Origin of the sequence: Eilatimonas milleporae, assembly GCF_003688555.1 — a bacterium.
Lineage (GTDB): Bacteria > Pseudomonadota > Alphaproteobacteria > Sphingomonadales > Kordiimonadaceae > Eilatimonas > Eilatimonas milleporae.
The window spans coordinates 506,115-523,244 of sequence record NZ_REFR01000009.1 but is presented as its reverse complement, the minus strand read 5'-3'; the positions used below and the strand labels follow the sequence as shown (position 1 = coordinate 523,244).

Here is a 17,130-nt window from a genome sequence, read left to right as displayed (position 1 = left end):
TACTTGGCTGGCGGTTCTGCCATGGGGGAGAGCGGTCGGTGACTGTCCGGTCGCTCATGAGGGCGATTTTGCCTCGCCGCAATGGAAAGCAAGGGGCGGGCCAGAATCCGGAATTTTATAAAACCCCAGGAATGGCAACATGTTGTGCGTTCGGTAAATGAGAGAGCGCGGCGGCAATATTGCCCGTCGGGACCGGCGGGCGGCAATGTCTGCCGCAATGCCCATGGCCATGCCTGCCGGGCCGCCGGATGGTGGCCCGCCCCGGGCGTTCTGCCACGGCAGACGCGTCTTGAACGGTGCAGGGAAGCTGCCGCTATCAAGGAAAGCGGTCAGGCATGGATGAAGGTGTCAGGGGGCTGGCAGGGCACCGATGCGCGACAATGCGGCCTTGACGGCCCGGATACGTTTCGGCACGTCCTGCGCCGGGTCGGGCATGTCCATGTTGAAGGCAAAGACATAGGTATCGCCCGTCATCATGCCCTTATTCGTGCCCGTATCCGGGTTCGCCGTTTCCAGCCAGCCGACATACCAGCCGATATCGGTATTCACCCCGTCCTGGCGCCATCCGGTTTTTGAGTACAGGGACCAACCTTCGCCGGATTCGGTGCGTATGACCCGCCGGCCGATATCATAGGTGCGGTCCGACAGGGGCAGGGTGCGGTCGATCAGCTTTTCCAGAAAAACGGTCTGTTCGCGCGCGGAAATGGCCAGCGGTCCGCGCAGCCAGTATGTGGTGAGGTCGTTTTCGCCGCCCACATCGGCATTGCCGTATCCGAACCGGGTGATCCAGTCCGACATGACACCGCGGCCCAGACGGCTGGTGATGCGTTGATAAACCCAGACGGCGGACCGGGCGAAGGCGGTCGCCAGCGTCTGGTCCTGATTCCAGACTGGCAGGGCGCGTTCCACCCCGTCCCATTCAAAGCGGGTTTCGCCGTCCCCGGCGAGGCCGGTTTCCAGCGCGATCAGGGTATGGGGGATTTTCGATGTGGAGGCGGGCGGGAAACGCCTGCCGATCCTGTCACCGCCCGATCGCCATTCCGCCCGGTCCCGCCGCCGTATGATCAGAAGAGCCGCCCGGGCCGGGTCCACGCCCTCGGCCCGCACCACGGCGGAGATGTCGGTCGGAGCCGGGCCTTTTGTCCGCGTGCCCTCGGCAGCGGCGGAGGCCGTGCCCGTCATCGCCGCCATAAGGCAGGCGGTCCATGCCAGACGGCGCATGGCCGCACCGCCGGCCCCAATGCGGGGGAATGTGGAAAAGAGCGCTGTCATGCCGTACCCTCCCTGTTTGTAATTTGTATGGATTTCAAATGGCTGCCACTGTCCGTGGCGGTGTCCTTCTGCCGAACAAAAGAGGCGAAAATCGGGTGATCTAATGACGTGTTAGGGGTGGGGCCGGTGACGGAGCATACAGTCTTGAGGGCTGCGCCGACAAATGGCTCTGCCCTGCGATCCTGTATATCGGCGGTCTCCCTTATGGGTGGGATAAGGGTCGGTGATGGCACGACCGGTTTATGATGTGTGGCGGGTTCCTTGCCCTTTGGGTACGGAAACCCTATATAGCGCGCAGTCAAAGGAATGAGTGATACGCAAACGCGTGATGAGATCGTCGGGATGCCCCAGATGCCACACAGTGACGGACACAGCATGAACAGCCTCGGGTTCGACCGACCCCCGGCGGAGACCCGCGTGGTCGTGGCCATGTCGGGCGGTGTCGATTCCAGTGTGACGGCGGCTCTTCTGGCCGAGCAGGGCTATGATGTGGTCGGGATTACCCTGCAACTGTATGATCACGGCGTGGCCGTTCAGAAAAAGGGTGCCTGCTGCGCCGGGCAGGACATTCATGATGCCCGGCGCGTGTCCGAAAGCCTTGGCATCCCCCACTATGTCCTTGATTATGAAAGCCGTTTCAAGGAACAGGTGATGGAGGATTTCGCCGACAGCTATATCCGGGGCGAAACGCCCATCCCGTGCGTGCGCTGTAACCAGACGGTCAAGTTCAAGGATCTGCTGGAAACCGCGCGCGATCTGGGCGCCGACTGTCTGGCGACCGGGCATTATGTGCGCCGCGATGTGGGACCGGACGGCCGGGCGCGGCTGCTGCGCGGTGTCGATACAGGCCGCGATCAGAGTTATTTCCTCTTTGCCACCACACAGGCGCAGATCGATTTTCTGCGCTTTCCCCTGGGAGGCATGGAAAAATCCGAGGTGCGCGCGCACGGTGAACGGTTCGGCCTGACCGTCGCGGACAAACCCGACAGCCAGGACATCTGCTTTGTGCCGCAGGGCCGTTATGTCGATGTGATCGAACGGCTGCGTCCCGGCGCAATGGAAGCCGGCGAGATCGTCGATATGGACGGCACCGTGCTCGGCAGTCATGAGGGCATTGTCCGCTATACCATCGGCCAGCGGCGCGGGATCGGTGTCGGCGGACAGGACACGCCGCTGTATGTGGTGAAGCTGGACCCGGCGGCCAAGCGCGTGATTGTCGGCCCCAGGGATGCCCTGCGCACCGCCGCTGTCCATGTGCGCGAGACCAACTGGCTGGGCGATGCCCTCCCGGACGATGGCCTGCCGGTGCAGGTGAAAATCCGCTCCACCCGTCCGGCCGTGCCGGCGCGGGTCCATTCCGGCGAAGACGGCGGGCTGCATATCGTGCTGGACGTGCCGGAATACGGGGTATCGGCCGGGCAGGCGGCTGTTATTTACGACGCGGAAACGGCCACACGCGTCCTCGGCGGCGGCTGGATCGGCAAGGCCGTCAGCGCCGACCCCCGGCTGGCCGCCGCCTGACCGCCAGACTATTTGAACACGGGCCGATGCTCCCTCCGGCCCTCTATCCGACGTGCAGAATGCATCACCGGTCCGCCACATTTTGGCACGGTCAGGCCGGCGTGGTATACTGTCGGCGGGACATGACGGCGGGCTCCGTATCGCGGACCGTCCGCCATGGAGGGAGAAACCGATGTCAGTCGCAACTATATTGGGCGGGGGCAAAGGCCCCGTGCATACGATTTCCACCCAGGCCAGCGTGCGGGAGGCCGTCGCCGGTCTGGCCCGGCACAATGTGGGGGCGCTGGTGGTCAGCGATGACGGGCGCACCATCGACGGCATCCTGTCGGAACGCGATATTGTGCGCGCGCTGCATGAAAAGGGGGACGGCGCGCTGGCCGGCACGGTGGCCGGCCTGATGGTCACCGGTGTCATCACCTGTTCCTGCGACGATACGATCCAGCAGGTCATGTCGGTGATGACGGAAAACCGCATCCGCCACCTGCCGGTGCTGGACGACGGCGCCCTGGTCGGCATCGTGTCGATCGGCGATATCGTCAAGAACCGGCTGGAGGACGTACAGGCCGAAGCGGACGCCATGCGCGCCTATATCGCCCAGGCCTGACGGTGTCGTTCCCACTGCGCGGCTGTTTGACCCCGATGCAGGGCAAATTGCGACTTGACGGGGTGAAGCCCTATTCGATATATGACGCGGGCTCCGGCGATATGCTGGGGCTGTCCTTTCGGGCCCACCCTTGGGCCCCATGTTCGGGGCGGAGTAGCTCAGCTGGTTAGAGCAGCGGAATCATAATCCGCGTGTCGGGGGTTCGAGTCCCTCCTCCGCTACCATTGAATTTCAAAGACTTAAGCATTATCACTCCTCCCTAATTTGCTTCGGTTTGCAGTTTGGTTTGCAGAAATCGTCTTGCGTGCCGCTTCCAGCTTGTGAATGGCGGCACTGGACTGCTTGCCAGTTGCTGACCAGTAAGCTTCCAGAATTGTGTGGGCGGACTTCAATGAGTGCCCTGTGATGGAGCAGATTTCAGGGATTTCACAGCCAGCCTCAGCCAGACGGATAACGAGGGTTCCTCGCAGGTCGTTGAAGCGTAGGCCGTCCAAGTTTGCTGCGAGCGTCACCCGGCGCCATTCATGGCGGAAATGGTCCTCTTTCCACGGCTGGCCGTCTGAGCGCGTCAGGATCGTAACAGCGCCACGTTGTTTCGCTTTGGTGGCTTCAAGCTCTGCTTTCAGTTCATCGCTGACATAGATTTCAACATGCTTGCCTGTTTTCGATTGAGTGAGCCTGATCCATTCACCGTCATAGGCCGACCATGTCAGACGCAGCAAGTCACCCTGTCGCTGGCCCGTATCCCGGGCCAAAATCAAGGCAAGGCGTAAGGCAGGAGTAGCATATGCGAGGAACGCATTTATTTGTTCCTCTGACCAGACTTTATCTGCTCGATTAACACCGTAAAGCTTACCAGGGCGAAGCGCGTAATTGTGATGAATGAAGCCGCGATCTACCGACCAGTTGAGAATGATCGACAGAACGGACAGAGCATAATCCGCTTGACGGCGGGAGGACTTGCCCAGTTTATCGCGCCAGTCCTTGAAGTCCATTCTGATCCGGGGGTCGTTAAGCGCGTCGACTGGCAGGTCGCCGAAGGCATCTTCAATCTTGCGGATCATGCGACCGTAATCTTTTCGAGTGCGTTCCCGCAGGTCTTCAAATTCAGGGCTGGTCACGTAGCGTTGGATAAGCCCCTTTAAGGTGCCTTCATTGCGATCTGTGCTTTTAATGCTGGTTTCAGCCTTGACATAGGCCGCCATAAATTCTTCAGAGCCCGGCTCGCCGGGGAGGCGTTGACGGCTGGCGCGATGATACCAGTATGTGCGGCGCGTGCCGTCCGCGAGTGTCTTATGCGTTTGGAAAATACCCTTTGGGCGGAAATCAGCCACGGTTGGCCCTCCACATGTCTAGAGAGCTGACGAAGGCATTTTGTTCATCCATGACACTGAAGGCTTGCCGGATTTGGGCGGCAGAGTAGCGTTTCGTCCCCTTCCATGGCTGTGGCATCAAGCCTTGACGCACCCAAGCCGAGAATGTGGAAGCAGAGACGCCGCAAGCGGCTGCGGCTTCCTTGGCAGACCAGCTTAACTGCTCTGTAAGAGGGATTGCCAAACGGCCAGAGTTCGATTGCAGAGCGTTGCGTTCCGAAGTAAACTCTTTGACGTCACTATCAGCCATCAGCGCCTCCGGTGTCTTTGGTTGGTTTTGATGCATCAGAGCCTAAGGAGTTGGCGGCCAAACCTGTCTCCTTGGGCTCTTTTTCTCTAAAAAGGTAAGGTGATAGTTTTTTGAGTTTCTCTAGTGCGCCTTCGAGCACCTCCTTTGCCCGAAGTCCTTTAAGGATGTGCGCATGCTTCATAAATTCGGAGCTTGTTCCATCTCGAATGTCGTGGAGCCAATGATCATCTGCCGTCGGCCCCGGGAATACAGCGCCTCCAAATTCAAAATGGATCATTCCTAAAACAGCTTGTCTATCTTCCCACGCATCAAGTCGGTTAATCTTGCGTAATGCCTCTTCTTTGAACCATTCGTACTCACCTTCATACAAAGGATATTCCTCATCTAATGCGAGGCGTGTTACGTGTTTGAGAAAATGAATATCCTCTAGCATCTGGACATATTGTTCTTGCAAAAAAGCGTGATGAGGATGATTTTCTAAGTACTCACTGTCTTCCCACGATCTAGCGTCATATTCCTTCTCTGGTAGCATCGACCACATCGCCTCGGCAGCGGAAACCCCAAGATGATGACAAATTAAGGCAAGCTTATAGGCTTGCGGATATTGGCCACCCTCTTCAATTCCAGCCTTTTCATATCTGACGATTGAGTTTTCCCCAACGCCAGTACGTTTGCTTAATTCCTTACGCGACCAGCCTTTTGTAAGGCGTGCCTCTTGCAGTATGTGGCCCAAAGGTTTGCGCGCACGGACTTCGGTGAATTTGTCTACTCTTGCCATGCAGATAACTTCCCCCGGAGTCACTAAAAAGTAAAGACGCGACACCAAAAAAATATTAATTGGGAGAAATTTTATGTAGTACATTGATAATATTGTATTTTTAAATTTTACTTTTTAGTGTTGTATGGTGAGAGGCCGTCTAAACGGCCACCTCATCATTTTCATTCAGAGGAAATTGCATTGGCATGTGGGGACTGCCTTCCCCTGTTTGCCATGCGTCTTGCCGGAGCTTATGACGAAGGGCTCCAATCAATTCCTCGTCGTTCGACCAACCCCAAAAGAAGATCGCGGTTCCTTCAGGTTGAACACCTAAAATCTTCGCCAGCCTTTCAAGTTCTTTCCTCTCCACAGCGTATAAGTCCGCTCCGAAATAGAGCGTATCAACAATCCGATTTGCTATCTCTTTGCAAAGCGCCTGTGGCTTATCCGCTCCCTCTAAAGCGAGGCGTTCAATGTGTTGAACGGTCGGTAAATCGACAAGACCCCGATCCTCGGCAATATCGAGTAGATCAGGCACTGAGATTATCGCGAGCTTTTCCTCGGTAGATGCTAGCAAAGCCGGAAATTCACGCCAGTACTTGGCAAGTCCATCCTCACGCATATGGTCAAGCTGATCGAGTTGCTTCACTATCACCGGCTCATCATTATCCAAGCTGAGGTCTTCACCGGCGATCAAGTCAATAGCTGATGTGCCGAGAACCTGTGCCATTTTCAGAAGGCGCGTAACAGACGGGTCTGTGGTCCCATATTCATATTTTTCAATGGTTTTGGCGGGAATGCCCGTTACCTTGGCAAGTTGTGTTCGGGAGTAACGTGCATTCTCCCTTGCAGCTTTCAGGCGTTTGCCAATTTCAGATGTGGTTTCCATAAGAAGTCTCCTTTTCAATATGCGGTGTCACCAGCATTCCCCGTGGCTGGAAAGCCGCAGTTTCTCTAGGGTTTGGGGAATTCTCCGGGACGCCCCCCTGTATTGTTGGGGGTGTTCCCGGGGCCATGCACAGGGAGGTCTCCGAGAAAGTCCTCCTTGCTGCATTTGACATAATATTTCGGGTGAGAAGGTTTTGAGGGTTTGGGCGGTTGTGGCATGCTCCAGCTGTCATCCAGAGCGTTTTTAAGGCCGTGTCTAGACAGTAGATCGCATACCCCTTGCCAGCCGCCTTCATGGGCCGCGTCCAGTACAGAAGCTGTCAGGTTAAGGCGGTAGACTGCATCAAATGTCCTGGCATCCAGCGTGCCGATACGTCCTTCCTTCATGCCGTCACTCAATGGCAATTCAGGACTTGCTTCCTCGGCCTTTTGGGCGGCTTCTTCATCGCTGATCTCGCCAATACAGAAATGGTCTTTGAGGCCCTTGGACCATGTAAGCTGGCGTGCCCCTTTGAAGGCATGGGCATATTCTTTAAACAGCCGGCCTGCCCAGCGGTCTCCCTTCTGATAATCTTCCAGAAGTTGCCAAGGTGTGCGGGAACCATGCCCGTCTTTTTGTTGCCCTTTCACAAGCTCACGGTCAGCGCCCCATTTGGTCACATAGTCAGATGCGTGCGCTGGCCGAAAGTCGAGGGCATCTAGAGCAACATAGCGATCAGCGCGCTTGCCTAGGACGTCCGACCAGATTTCATAGAGCGCAAGCCGCGTTTCCTCGATTTCATGTTCGCAAAGAGGCCGCTTTGCAACAAACAGGATATGCAGATGAGGATGCCAGCCGTTGGCCTTGCCATGCGTGACTTCAAGAGCGCGGACGGTGCCGCGAACCGAAAGGCGTGCTTTAAGAGCACGATACGCACGGCGGTTCTGCACGGCACGCCATGAGTTGGCGATGATTTCTTTCAGAAATGCCAGCTTGTCGGCCCTGTCATGGCACATAGTGAGCGTGAGCATGTAGGACGCACCGCCTTCATCCTTCGCCCCCTCAATAGCCGTGGCGACCTCCTCACGGCGTTTCTCGGCAACCTTTGCGGCGCAGACCGGGCAGTGCCAGACGGAGCCACATGTTTCGACGCCGACGAAATGTGCGCCGGTGGCAGACCTGTGAACATCGACGGTTTGGCTTGTGCGCTTGTGCCCGCAGCCCTTGACGCGCTCATGAGGAAGCAGCTTTGATGCTACACGCCGCAGTCGGTGCCTTTTCGACCTAAGGCTTTCTTCAGCGGCAACACTGCTTGCGATACTTTCAACACTGCTTGCGATACTTTCAAGGGGCCGCGTCATGATGCGGCTCGCAGGGGGAAATGAGAATGAGTGGACAAACCTACATTTGGCTGTGCGTAATATTTGTCACAGCTATTATAAGTGGTTTCATAGGTGGATGGCTTGCTACAACACCTGCCATTTGGTGGGTAGGTGTTGCTAAATGGCAAACATTGATCACTGGAGTTATCGCTATAGGCGCAGCACTTATAGGTGCCGCAGCTGTCTATTACTCGACAGACCGACAAATCAGAGAAAATAAAAGTGCTGAAAGTGCCCGAAAGCACGCGAGTCTTAGTGATATATTTCCTAAATTGATAAGAACGACAGATGTTGTAATAGATTATCTTAATAGTGTTAAAGATGAAGATAAATTTGTAAAAACTAAAGTGGCGGGATGTTTTATTACTGATAAAGAAATAAAAATAATCACAAATGTTGTAGGTCGCGCAACTGGATACTATATTTCTGCTTACAAAAGAAACTTGAATTTTTTGTTTTATTTTGGAAGAGATTCGGAAAAATCGGCTGATTTCAAGAGGAGCATAATTAAGAACGCAGAAACCATAAACAAATGGGCGACAAATATCCAAGATGGCGGTTTGGTGGATGAGATAAGTGTCAAAAATGATTAAATAACGCTCGCCGCTAGGCAGGTCAGCAGGGTCTTTGTCCCTGCCGACCGGGTCGACAGCGTAAGGAGCCGCCGCCAAGTCAAGCCCCGCCCGCACCACTGGCGCTATCGCGCCACCGTGGCGAGGCTGTGACATGACGTCTGAAGTGCCTGTTCTGAAATGTGTGGAGAAGACTACAAGAGCGGAGGTCATTGAACGCCCTCCGTATTTTTATAGATTTGCCTGATGAGACTGCTGTCGCCTCTGATTTCCTTCAAAAACCTTGCGACAGTCCGCAGGCTTACGCCTAGATGTCCAGCTATCTCGCTGTCCGTTCGTCCTTCCAGTACCATCCGATGGACAGAAGCCAGACGACGGCTTTTAAGATAATCGTTCACCTTTTTTCGGCGCTGCCGAACGAAGGCACTGACCACCCCAGAGGGCCAGCCAAATTTTGCAGCGATGACCGGATACGCGCCTGCTGCGCCCATACTGGGTTGGAGACGGCGGTACATTCGATAGGCTTGGATGCAATTCCGCCAATGTTGCGCAAGGCGTTCTTCCTGCCATGCGAGACGGCGAGCGTCTTCCGCTTGCCGTTTGTATACTTCCTCAACAGAGGCTTTTAGTCCGTCGATTAAATCGGGGCCGTGCTCGATAAGGGCTTCCGCCAGTTCAAGAGGGATACTGACATTAACGGAAATGCGCTCTCTCATAGCGTGCCTCCATGTCGATAGGGACAGAACGCTATTGGTGAGTTTGCAAGACGTGCTTTAAGTCGTTGATTTTGTGAGTGTCGTGTTTCTGCTGGTTTGCCGGAAACCCTTTGTGAATAAAGGGTTTTGGCCAGCATCATAATCCGCGTGTCGGGGGTTCAAGTCCCTCCTCCGCTACCAACTTCCGTGCGTTCAAATATTTTGTTGTGTGGCCGTGCAGCGCGCCGTTTCAGTCTGATGAAGCGTTTCGTACCCCGCTGTGCGCTGATTTGTTCACCAAGAATGTCGCTGAAAGTGGCCATTGGAGTGCTAATGAGCTCGGAGGACCAGATCTCTCGTCTTCCAGGTTGGTAAATTTCTCTTTCACCACTGCAATTTAATTTTGGGTGAGCGTCTCAGCACGCATCTTTTTGCCGATCATTGGCGGGTTCGCCCTCACGAGCGGGCTCTCGTCGCACCAGGATCTCAGTTCCTTGCCTGACCGCGAAATGCCAAAGGCCAAGAAGCTGTGGTCCGGTTCAAAGCAGCACAGCGCCCTGATTTTTGGAACTGAGATGATCGCCGGCGTTCCGCAGGGGGCATTGTTTCACCGACAGGCAACCGCAGCCGATGCAGTCGTTCAGTCCGTCGCGCAGCTTGGTAAGCGCTTCGATGCGGTTATTCAGGCGGTCGCGCCATGACGTTGAAAGCCGGGTCCAATCCCGTTGGGTCGGTGTCCGACCGTGTGGAAGCGCACTGAGTGCATCGTGGATTTCGGCCAGGGGGACGCCGGCTCTTTGCGCCACCCGGATAACGGCGATCCGTCGTAGGACATCACGGGTGTAGCGGCGCTGATTGCCGGTCGTGCGCCAGCTCTCGATCAGTTTTTCGCGCTCGTAGAAATGCAATGTCGAGATGGGGACGCCGCTGCGTGCCGAGACCTCTCCCACGCTGAGCGGACGCTTGACGTCAATTTTTTCGGGCATGGAATCAGTCCTTGACCTCAACTAATGTTGAGGTTGTATGCCTTATTGCGGCTCGCCTTTGCAAGCCTTTTTCACACGCGATCCAGGCCAAGAGACTGCCATGACGACAACTGAAAATTTACGACCAAACCCGGAAGGGTCGCAGGCCTTGCCCGCTCGGAGCGCTTGCATGACGTCGACAAGGCCCATGCGCCGGGCGGCGGCGCTTGTCTTCGCCCTCGGGACTTTATCCGCCTGTGCCTTGGTCGGGCCTGATTACAGTGCGCCGCCCCTCGATGTGGCGGCGACGGCGCGGCTGCCGGAAAGCGCGGAGCCGACGGTATTGTGGTGGCGGGAAACCGGCGACCCGCTCCTCAGCGCGCTGATCGAAGAGGGCCTTGCACAGAACAATGACCTTGAAGCCGCCTCCGCGCGCGTCCGCCGGGCCCGCGCGATCTTCCGCGAAACCCGGACGCAGAAACTGCCGACGCTTGAGGCCACCGGTCGTGCCGACGCACAGCGGCAGGCGCCGGCGCAGTTTGCTTTCCCCGGCATTCCCACCGATGTCGACACGCCGGTGTACGCCGGTCTTACGACTGCATGGGAACTTGACCTGTTCGGCCGGATCGACCGGCTGACCGAGAACGCCGTCGCCGCCGCCGGGGCCGCCGAGGCGGCGCGCCTGGATCTGGCGCGCGTCATCGCCGGCGACATCGCGCTCGCCTATACCGACTACCGGGAAGCCGAACGCCGGCTTGACATCGCGACGCGCAATCTTGCCAGCCAGCGGCGGACGCTTGCGTTGACCATGGATCGCGAAGAGACGGGTCGATCCTCGAAACTGGATGTGGCACGCGCCGAAGCGCAGGTCGCGCTCACCCGGGCGACATTGCCGCAATTGCGGACGCTGTCCGTCGGTGCGCGAAACCGGCTGACAATGCTTCTTGCCCTGGCGCCGGGCAGTCTCGACCACCGGCTCGCTGAAGGCGCAGCCGAACTTCCGGCCTTGCCGGCGGTGGTGCTCACCGGTTCGCCGGCCGGATTGATCCAACGGCGTCCCGACATCCGGTCTGCGGAACGCTCGCTTGCCGCCGCGACGGCGCGGATCGGTGTCTCCACCGCCGATCTTTTTCCGCGCATTACCGTCTCGGGCTCGGTCAACGCCTCCGCTCTTGAGCCGCAAGACATGTTTACGGCGGACGCTTTCAACTTCGCCATCGGCCCCAGGATTACCTGGTCACTGTTCGATCGCCGGGCGATTTACGCGCGGATCGAGCAGGCGAACGCCGACGCCGCCGAAGCGCTCGCGCTCTACCGGCAAAGCGTCGTCGTTGCTTTGGAAGATGTCGACACGGCGCTCGCCGCTTACAATGAAGAGGCGTTGCGTGTCGCCGCGCTTACGGCTGCACAGACCTCGTCGGCGACCGCCGAGGACCTCGCCCGCATTCGCTATAAAGTCGGCCGTGAACCGCTTTTGACGGTGCTGGACGCCGAACGGGTCCGGCTCAACGCGGAAGACACGCTCGCCGCATCGAAGGCCGAGCGCATCCGCGCGCAGATCCGGCTTTACCGCGCGCTTGCCGGCGGCAGGCATGGATGAAACCCCCGGCCCGGTCACCATCGCCGCATACCCAGCAAAGGAGGCGCAGTGATGGCGCACTCTCCCCGTCGTGTCCGGGTTCTCGCATGGACATTGTCCGTTGTTCTTTCCGCCGGCGCCGCCGGCGCCCTCGGATTCGTCAAATACGCTCAGATCAGCGCCGCCATGGCGGAGGCGGCGTCCTTTCCCGAACCTGTGGAAACCGTCGAACTCGTCACGGTCGGGACCACCATGGTTGCGGACACGATCAATGTCATCGGTGAATTGCAGGCCGTGCAGCTTGTCGAGCTTCGGGTCGAGGTCCCGGGCGTCGTCGACCGGGTCGGGTTTTCATCCGGCGATGAAGTGCGTCGCGGTCAGGTGCTTGTACGGATAGACACCTCCGCGGAACGAGCCGATCTGGCCGCCACCCGGGTCGATGCCGAAAGAGCCGCGAGCGAAGCGGCGCGCGAGGCGGAACTCTTCGAGCGCGGCGCCACGTCGCAAGCGCTTGTCGAACAGACCCGTGCGCTCGCCGCCGCTTCCGAGGCCCGCGTTCAGGCCCTTGAGACCCAGATCGCCCGCAAGACGATCCGGGCGCCCTTTGACGGACGGGTCGGCATCACCGATCTCAAGCCCGGACAGTTCGTGGAAGCCGGCGACCTCATCGCGCAGATTGTCGGCCTTCAGAACGAAGTCTATGTCGACTTCAGGGTTCCCCAACGCTCGGCCGTTCTTATCGACCGATCCCGTCCCGTCACGGTCAGACTTGAGACGCTGGAAGCGACCGGGACGATCACCGCGGTCAATCCGCTCATCGACCGGGCGACAAGGAGCCTTGGCGTTCGCGCCCTTGTTGAAGACCCCGCCTTCGCCAGGGCCGCCGGTGGACTGGCGAGCGTCATCCTGCAAACGGGGACGCCGAAGCAAAAAGTCGTCGTCCCGCGCACCAGCATCGCCCGCAGCCCTTACGGCGATGCGGTCTATGTCGTCGCCGGCGTGAACGGACAATTGCGCGCCGCGTCCAGACAGGTGCGTCTCGGGCAGACCGTCGGTGACCGGTTCGTTGTCATCCTGGACGGCCTGGAGCCCGGCGTTGTCATCGCGGCGGACGGTTCGTTCAAACTGCGCGACGGCGCCCTGGTCATGCCGGCCGGTGACCGCGAGACCGACGATCCGGAAACGACGGGCGCTGCGGAAGACGCCGCTGCCGCGCAGCGGCCCGGTGCGGAGTGGATGGAATGAGCGCTGGCATCGAGAAGTCTTCTCCGGTCGGGGGGCGGCGGTCTCCGGCGGACGTTTTCGTGACCCGTCCCGCCCTGGCCGCGGTTTTGAGCCTGTTCATCGTGCTGCTCGGGCTGCGCGCCGTCTTCGACCTGCCGGTGCAGCAATATCCCCGCATCGATGCGTCGAGCCTTGTCATCACAACTGTTTTTGTCGGCGCGCCGGCGGAGGACGTGCAGGGTTTCGTCACCGAACCCATAGAGCGCGCGGTGGCGCAGATTCCCGACATCGATTACGTCGACAGCATCACCACGGCGGGTCTTTCCACCGTCCGCGTCTGGCTCACATTCGATGCGGACGCGGATGCGGCGCTCGCGCGGGTCTCCGCCAAGCTCGACGCCATCGCGTCGGATCTGCCCGACGGTATCGAACCGCCGAGCATCGACGTTCAGCGGGCGGATCGGCCCAACGCGACCTTCTATATTTCGGTCACGTCCGATCAGCGCAGCCGCGAGGCGATCACCGAATATCTTTCACGGGCAGTTCAGCCGGCGCTTGCGGTTCTGCCGGGCGCCCAGCGGATCGGCTTCGAAGGGGCGCGGCCCATCGCCATGCGGATCTGGCTCGACCCGGTCGCCATGTCGGCTTACGGCGTCGGTGCCGACGAGGTGACGGCGGCCCTTGGCAACAACAATGTGCTCGCGCCCATCGGCAGCGCCGAAACCGCCGACATCGAAACGGAGCTGCGCGCGGCGACGATCCTGTCGACGGCGGAGGAATTCGCGGCAATGATCGTCAAGCGCGAGGGGGCTGCCGTGATCCGCCTCGACGATATCGCCCGCGTGGAACTGGGATCGGAGGAAGCGACCGAGGACGTTCGCTTCAATACGCAGGAGTCGGTCTATCTGTCTGTCTGGCCGGCCGTGGGCGCCAATGAGCTGGACCTTGCAGCGGCGCTCTATAGCGCGCTCGACACGGCCAGAGCGGCGGCGCCGCCGGACATCAGCATTCGGATGGCATTCGACGGCACGTCCTATACGCGCGATGCACTGCGGGAAATCGCCGCTACCCTGGCGGAGACGATCGTCATCGTGTCGCTCGTCGTCGTCATCTTCCTCGGATCGTTCCGCACGGCCCTTGTGCCGCTGGTCGCCATTCCCATCTCGCTCCTGGGTGCGCTCGCCGCCATGTCGGCCCTCGGGTTTTCGCTCAACCTTTTGACTATTCTGGCGATCGTGCTGGCGGTCGGGCTGGTCGTGGACGACGCGATTGTCGTCGTTGAGAACACGGTTCGATACATCCGGGAGGGAATGGGCCGGGTCGAGGCGGCGCTGTTGAGTGTGCGGCAACTGTTCTTCCCCATTGTGTCCATGACGATCACGCTCGCGTCGGTCTTCGCACCGATCGGTTTTCTGACCGGCCTCACGGGCGCGCTTTTCAAGGAGTTCGCTTTTACCCTGGCGACGGCGGTTCTTGTGTCAGGGCTCGTGGCGCTGACCCTGTCGCCGGTGATGAGTGCAAGGCTGGCAAGCGCCGGCGAAGAGAGTGTCGTCGCCAAACTGTCAGGCCGGCTTTTCGACGCCCTGCGGGTCATGTATGCACCGCTCCTGAACGCGGCGCTTGCCTTCCGGGGGCCGGTGGTGCTGGTTGCCGCGACGTTCGTCCTGGCGGCGCCGGTCATGTACGCATTCTCGCTGCGCGAGCTTGCGCCCATAGAAGACCAGGGCGAGATCAATATCGTTCTCAGCGCCGCGCCGGATTCGACGCTCGATTACACGATCAGGTACGCCAACGAGGTGGTCGAGGCCCTCGAATCTGTCCCCGGCGTCGACAATATGTGGTCGGTGAGAACGCCGTCCGGCGGCTTCGGCGGGCTTAATTTCAAACCGTGGAAAGAGCGCGAGGCATCCGCCCCCGATCTTATCGGCCAGGTATTCGGAATCGTTGCGCAGGTTCCCGGCGTCAGGGCCTTTCCGATCCTGCCGTCGTCGCTGCCGAACGCGGGCAGCTATGACGTGGAATTGGTGGTGGTGTCCTCGGCCTCGTTCGAGGACATGCAACCCTATGCCTATAAGCTGGTCGCGGCGGCCTTTGAAAGCGGCCGGTTCACCTTCGCCGACACGGATCTCAAGATCGATCGGGGCGCAAGCCTGATCGATCTTGACCGGGAGCGCATCGCCGATCTCGGCATGCAGGTTTCCGACGTCGCCCGGCAACTGGGGCTTCTCCTGTCATCGGCGCATGTAAGCCGCTTCGACTATGAGGGCCGTTCCTACAAGGTGATCCCGCAATTGGAGGACGCTGCCCGTCTGACGCCGGCCTCCCTCGATATCATCCAGATTGAAACACCGGACGGAACGCTCATTCCCTTGTCCTCGATCGCGCAAATCGCCGACGAGATAACGCCCAGAGCGCGCGGCCGGTTCCAGCAGTTGAATGCCTTCCGTGTGTATGGCGGTCTGATCCCCGGTGTCACCAAGGAGACGGGGCTTGCCACCCTTGAAAACGCCGCGCGCGATAGTCTCCCGTCCTCATACGGCCTTGATTACGCCGGCGAGTCCCGGCAGATCCGGCAGGAAGGCTCAACACTGGTCGGCGTCCTCGGTCTTTCGATCCTGTTCGTCTATCTTCTGCTGACGGCTCAATTTCAGAGTTTCCGCGATCCTCTGGTCGTGCTGTTGGGGTCGGTGCCGCTTGCATTGTCCGGCGCGCTTATCTTCACCTTTCTCAATGTGGCGACCATCAACATCTTCACCCAGATCGGCCTGATCGCGCTTGTGGGGCTCGTGGCGAAGAACGGTATCCTGATTGTCGAGTTCGCCAATGCGCAGCAAAAAGACGGGCTGTCGAAACGCGAGGCGGCGCGGGAAGCAGCCATGACACGGCTGCGCCCGGTTCTGATGACGACGCTTGCGACCGTCTTCGGTCACGTGCCGCTCGTCCTGGTCGAGGATCCCGGCGCCGGCGCCCGCAACGCGATCGGCGTTGTCGTGGTCGGCGGCGTCATCATCGGCACCCTCTTTACACTGTTCGTCGTACCGGTGCTCTATTCGCTTCTGGCGAGCCGGAAAGAAACCGCCGCCGAGCACCATGACCATGACGGTCCGCTCGCGCCGGTGCATCCATGAGGACAGCATCCGCCTGGCTTGGCCGCGCGTTCATCAATGCCGGTTGGTACTGAGGCGGTGTTTCGTTCTCCGAAATCCATATCTGGACGGACGTCATCCGCGCGGCTGGCTGGTCGCGATGTTACTGTATGATTCCGCCGTTCCTTCCCGGCATTGACGGACTGCCCTGCGCAGTCCTGTTTGCCAGTCCCGCGCTGTCGAAACAATGTGCTTCCTTTGACGTCTTTCTATCAATTGCGATGGGTCACACACCGGTCCGATGACCGCGGGAGCCTGGCGTTCGACATCCAGCGTACGTATCGGGCGGACAGCAGTTTTACCCAGGACACCATCATTCCTGTAGACGGTATATCGATCATCAACTAATGCTATAGCTGAACACCCTGCGAGGGAATTTCGCGTGGTGATGGGTGAGCAAGGTTTTCAGACAATTCGGGCAAAAGGCAGTTATGAAAAACAGACTCCGGACCCTCTTCTCGGATGCCCCATCCGATGAAAGCCCGTCGCACCTGCTGAGCCAGGAGCTTGAATTCGAGCTGTCAAAGTCGATTTTGACCTTTGCCTTCATCGGGGGCGCCGTCACCCTGAAGACAGCGCTTGGTATCGACAGGCCGATTGAAGAGGGGTTTATCCAGGCGCTCGCCATGGCCGCGCTATCCGCCGTGCTCGCCCTTGGCTCCCAGCAAGGCATCATCAAGGATTTACGATTGAAGCGTGTGGCAAGTCCTATCCGCCGGCAATTCCGCTCGGCGCCGCCGTCATTGGCAAGTGGCTTCGCGCTTGGTTTCGCACTGAAATATTTTGAATTCGCGCCGGAGTATTTCGGGTAGCGCCCTGTGGGCTGCACTGTCGTTTTTCAGGCCATGACTTGCCGTTTTCAAAACCCGCAATAAGGTGCTCAAATCCGGATTTGAGCGCGTGGAAGACCCCTCTGCGGGCC

At 59.0% G+C, this 17,130-nt stretch carries 15 protein-coding genes and 1 tRNA gene; 8 read left to right on the top strand and 8 right to left on the bottom strand.

Features of this window, described 5'->3' with window-relative positions; all coding sequences use genetic code 11:
• Positions 1–348: 348 nt before the first annotated feature.
• Positions 349–1,272: a class D beta-lactamase gene (locus BXY39_RS03090; protein ID WP_121937352.1), complete on the bottom strand. Its 924-nt coding sequence runs from the start codon at positions 1,270–1,272 to the stop codon at positions 349–351.
• 375 nt (positions 1,273–1,647) lie between these two features.
• Here BXY39_RS03090 and mnmA point away from each other — a divergent pair, with 375 nt between their 5' ends.
• From mnmA to BXY39_RS03075, 3 genes are all read left to right on the top strand, one after another.
• Positions 1,648–2,793 carry a tRNA 2-thiouridine(34) synthase MnmA gene (mnmA, locus tag BXY39_RS03085; RefSeq protein WP_121937711.1) on the top strand — a complete coding sequence of 382 codons (1,146 nt, stop codon included), beginning with the start codon at positions 1,648–1,650 and terminating at the stop codon, positions 2,791–2,793.
• A 172-nt stretch (positions 2,794–2,965) separates the two neighbouring features.
• Positions 2,966–3,397 carry a CBS domain-containing protein gene (locus BXY39_RS03080; protein ID WP_121937351.1) on the top strand — a complete coding sequence of 144 codons (432 nt, stop codon included), beginning with the start codon at positions 2,966–2,968 and terminating at the stop codon, positions 3,395–3,397.
• Between the two features lie 147 nt (positions 3,398–3,544).
• Positions 3,545–3,621: transfer RNA gene (locus BXY39_RS03075), tRNA-Met, on the top strand.
• Between the two features lie 15 nt (positions 3,622–3,636).
• Here BXY39_RS03075 and BXY39_RS03070 read toward each other — a convergent pair.
• The 5 genes from BXY39_RS03070 to BXY39_RS03050 all read right to left on the bottom strand — a co-directional run bounded on the left by BXY39_RS03070 (position 3,637) and on the right by BXY39_RS03050 (position 8,006).
• Positions 3,637–4,731: a tyrosine-type recombinase/integrase gene (locus tag BXY39_RS03070; RefSeq protein ID WP_211332048.1), complete on the bottom strand. Its 1,095-nt coding sequence runs from the start codon at positions 4,729–4,731 to the stop codon at positions 3,637–3,639.
• Complete coding sequence (locus tag BXY39_RS03065) at positions 4,724–5,020, bottom strand: helix-turn-helix transcriptional regulator (RefSeq protein ID WP_121937349.1); 297 nt, start codon at positions 5,018–5,020, stop codon at positions 4,724–4,726. Before BXY39_RS03065 ends, BXY39_RS03070 begins: the two co-directional genes overlap by 8 nt.
• The gene (locus BXY39_RS03060) at positions 5,013–5,798 is read right to left on the bottom strand and encodes a helix-turn-helix domain-containing protein (RefSeq protein WP_170163586.1); all 786 of its coding nucleotides are present in this window, start codon (positions 5,796–5,798) and stop codon (positions 5,013–5,015) included. Before BXY39_RS03060 ends, BXY39_RS03065 begins: the two co-directional genes overlap by 8 nt.
• Before the next feature lie 139 nt (positions 5,799–5,937).
• Positions 5,938–6,666 carry a helix-turn-helix domain-containing protein gene (locus BXY39_RS03055; protein ID WP_121937347.1) on the bottom strand — a complete coding sequence of 243 codons (729 nt, stop codon included), beginning with the start codon at positions 6,664–6,666 and terminating at the stop codon, positions 5,938–5,940.
• A 65-nt stretch (positions 6,667–6,731) separates the two neighbouring features.
• Positions 6,732–8,006, bottom strand: a complete 1,275-nt coding sequence (locus tag BXY39_RS03050) for a protein rep (RefSeq protein ID WP_121937346.1) — start codon at positions 8,004–8,006, stop codon at positions 6,732–6,734.
• Positions 8,007–8,032: 26 nt separating this feature from the next.
• Between BXY39_RS03050 and BXY39_RS19120 the strand changes: the two genes are divergently transcribed.
• A complete protein-coding gene (locus BXY39_RS19120) occupies positions 8,033–8,620 on the top strand; it encodes a hypothetical protein (RefSeq protein WP_147453450.1) in 588 nt (195 codons plus the stop codon).
• Between the two features lie 188 nt (positions 8,621–8,808).
• Here the strand turns inward: BXY39_RS19120 and BXY39_RS03045 are convergent, their stop codons facing one another.
• Both BXY39_RS03045 and soxR read right to left on the bottom strand, forming a co-directional pair.
• Positions 8,809–9,315 (bottom strand): helix-turn-helix domain-containing protein, encoded by a 507-nt coding sequence (locus tag BXY39_RS03045; RefSeq protein WP_121937345.1) that lies wholly within the window; start codon positions 9,313–9,315, stop codon positions 8,809–8,811.
• A gap of 518 nt (positions 9,316–9,833) precedes the next feature.
• Positions 9,834–10,280: a redox-sensitive transcriptional activator SoxR gene (gene soxR, locus BXY39_RS03040; RefSeq protein WP_121937344.1), complete on the bottom strand. Its 447-nt coding sequence runs from the start codon at positions 10,278–10,280 to the stop codon at positions 9,834–9,836.
• 169 nt (positions 10,281–10,449) lie between these two features.
• Here soxR and BXY39_RS03035 point away from each other — a divergent pair, with 169 nt between their 5' ends.
• The 4 genes from BXY39_RS03035 (at position 10,450) to BXY39_RS03020 (ending at position 17,020) form a co-directional block, all read left to right on the top strand.
• Positions 10,450–11,859 (top strand): efflux transporter outer membrane subunit, encoded by a 1,410-nt coding sequence (locus BXY39_RS03035; RefSeq protein ID WP_170163585.1) that lies wholly within the window; start codon positions 10,450–10,452, stop codon positions 11,857–11,859.
• Positions 11,860–11,910: 51 nt separating this feature from the next.
• Positions 11,911–13,083, top strand: a complete 1,173-nt coding sequence (locus tag BXY39_RS03030) for an efflux RND transporter periplasmic adaptor subunit (protein ID WP_121937342.1) — start codon at positions 11,911–11,913, stop codon at positions 13,081–13,083.
• Positions 13,080–16,190 (top strand): efflux RND transporter permease subunit, encoded by a 3,111-nt coding sequence (locus BXY39_RS03025; protein ID WP_121937341.1) that lies wholly within the window; start codon positions 13,080–13,082, stop codon positions 16,188–16,190. Before BXY39_RS03030 ends, BXY39_RS03025 begins: the two co-directional genes overlap by 4 nt.
• Positions 16,191–16,639: 449 nt before the next feature.
• Positions 16,640–17,020, top strand: a complete 381-nt coding sequence (locus BXY39_RS03020) for a hypothetical protein (protein ID WP_121937340.1) — start codon at positions 16,640–16,642, stop codon at positions 17,018–17,020.
• Positions 17,021–17,130: the final 110 nt, after the last annotated feature.

Excerpts from the sequence above, each read along its gene's own strand:
- BXY39_RS03060 (WP_170163586.1), bottom strand. The coding sequence starts at position 5,798 with ATGGCAAGAGTAGACAAATTCACCGAAGTCCGTGCGCGCAAACCTTTG.
- mnmA (WP_121937711.1), top strand. The coding sequence starts at position 1,648 with ATGAACAGCCTCGGGTTCGACCGACCCCCGGCGGAGACCCGCGTGGTC.
- BXY39_RS03080 (WP_121937351.1), top strand. The coding sequence starts at position 2,966 with ATGTCAGTCGCAACTATATTGGGCGGGGGCAAAGGCCCCGTGCATACG.
- BXY39_RS19120 (WP_147453450.1), top strand. The coding sequence starts at position 8,033 with ATGAGTGGACAAACCTACATTTGGCTGTGCGTAATATTTGTCACAGCT.
- BXY39_RS03050 (WP_121937346.1), bottom strand. The coding sequence starts at position 8,006 with ATGACGCGGCCCCTTGAAAGTATCGCAAGCAGTGTTGAAAGTATCGCA.
- BXY39_RS03045 (WP_121937345.1), bottom strand. The coding sequence starts at position 9,315 with ATGAGAGAGCGCATTTCCGTTAATGTCAGTATCCCTCTTGAACTGGCG.
- BXY39_RS03035 (WP_170163585.1), top strand. The coding sequence starts at position 10,450 with ATGACGTCGACAAGGCCCATGCGCCGGGCGGCGGCGCTTGTCTTCGCC.
- BXY39_RS03055 (WP_121937347.1), bottom strand. The coding sequence starts at position 6,666 with ATGGAAACCACATCTGAAATTGGCAAACGCCTGAAAGCTGCAAGGGAG.
- BXY39_RS03020 (WP_121937340.1), top strand. The coding sequence starts at position 16,640 with ATGAAAAACAGACTCCGGACCCTCTTCTCGGATGCCCCATCCGATGAA.
- soxR (WP_121937344.1), bottom strand. The coding sequence starts at position 10,280 with ATGCCCGAAAAAATTGACGTCAAGCGTCCGCTCAGCGTGGGAGAGGTC.
- BXY39_RS03030 (WP_121937342.1), top strand. The coding sequence starts at position 11,911 with ATGGCGCACTCTCCCCGTCGTGTCCGGGTTCTCGCATGGACATTGTCC.
- BXY39_RS03090 (WP_121937352.1), bottom strand. The coding sequence starts at position 1,272 with ATGACAGCGCTCTTTTCCACATTCCCCCGCATTGGGGCCGGCGGTGCG.
- BXY39_RS03025 (WP_121937341.1), top strand. The coding sequence starts at position 13,080 with ATGAGCGCTGGCATCGAGAAGTCTTCTCCGGTCGGGGGGCGGCGGTCT.
- BXY39_RS03065 (WP_121937349.1), bottom strand. The coding sequence starts at position 5,020 with ATGGCTGATAGTGACGTCAAAGAGTTTACTTCGGAACGCAACGCTCTG.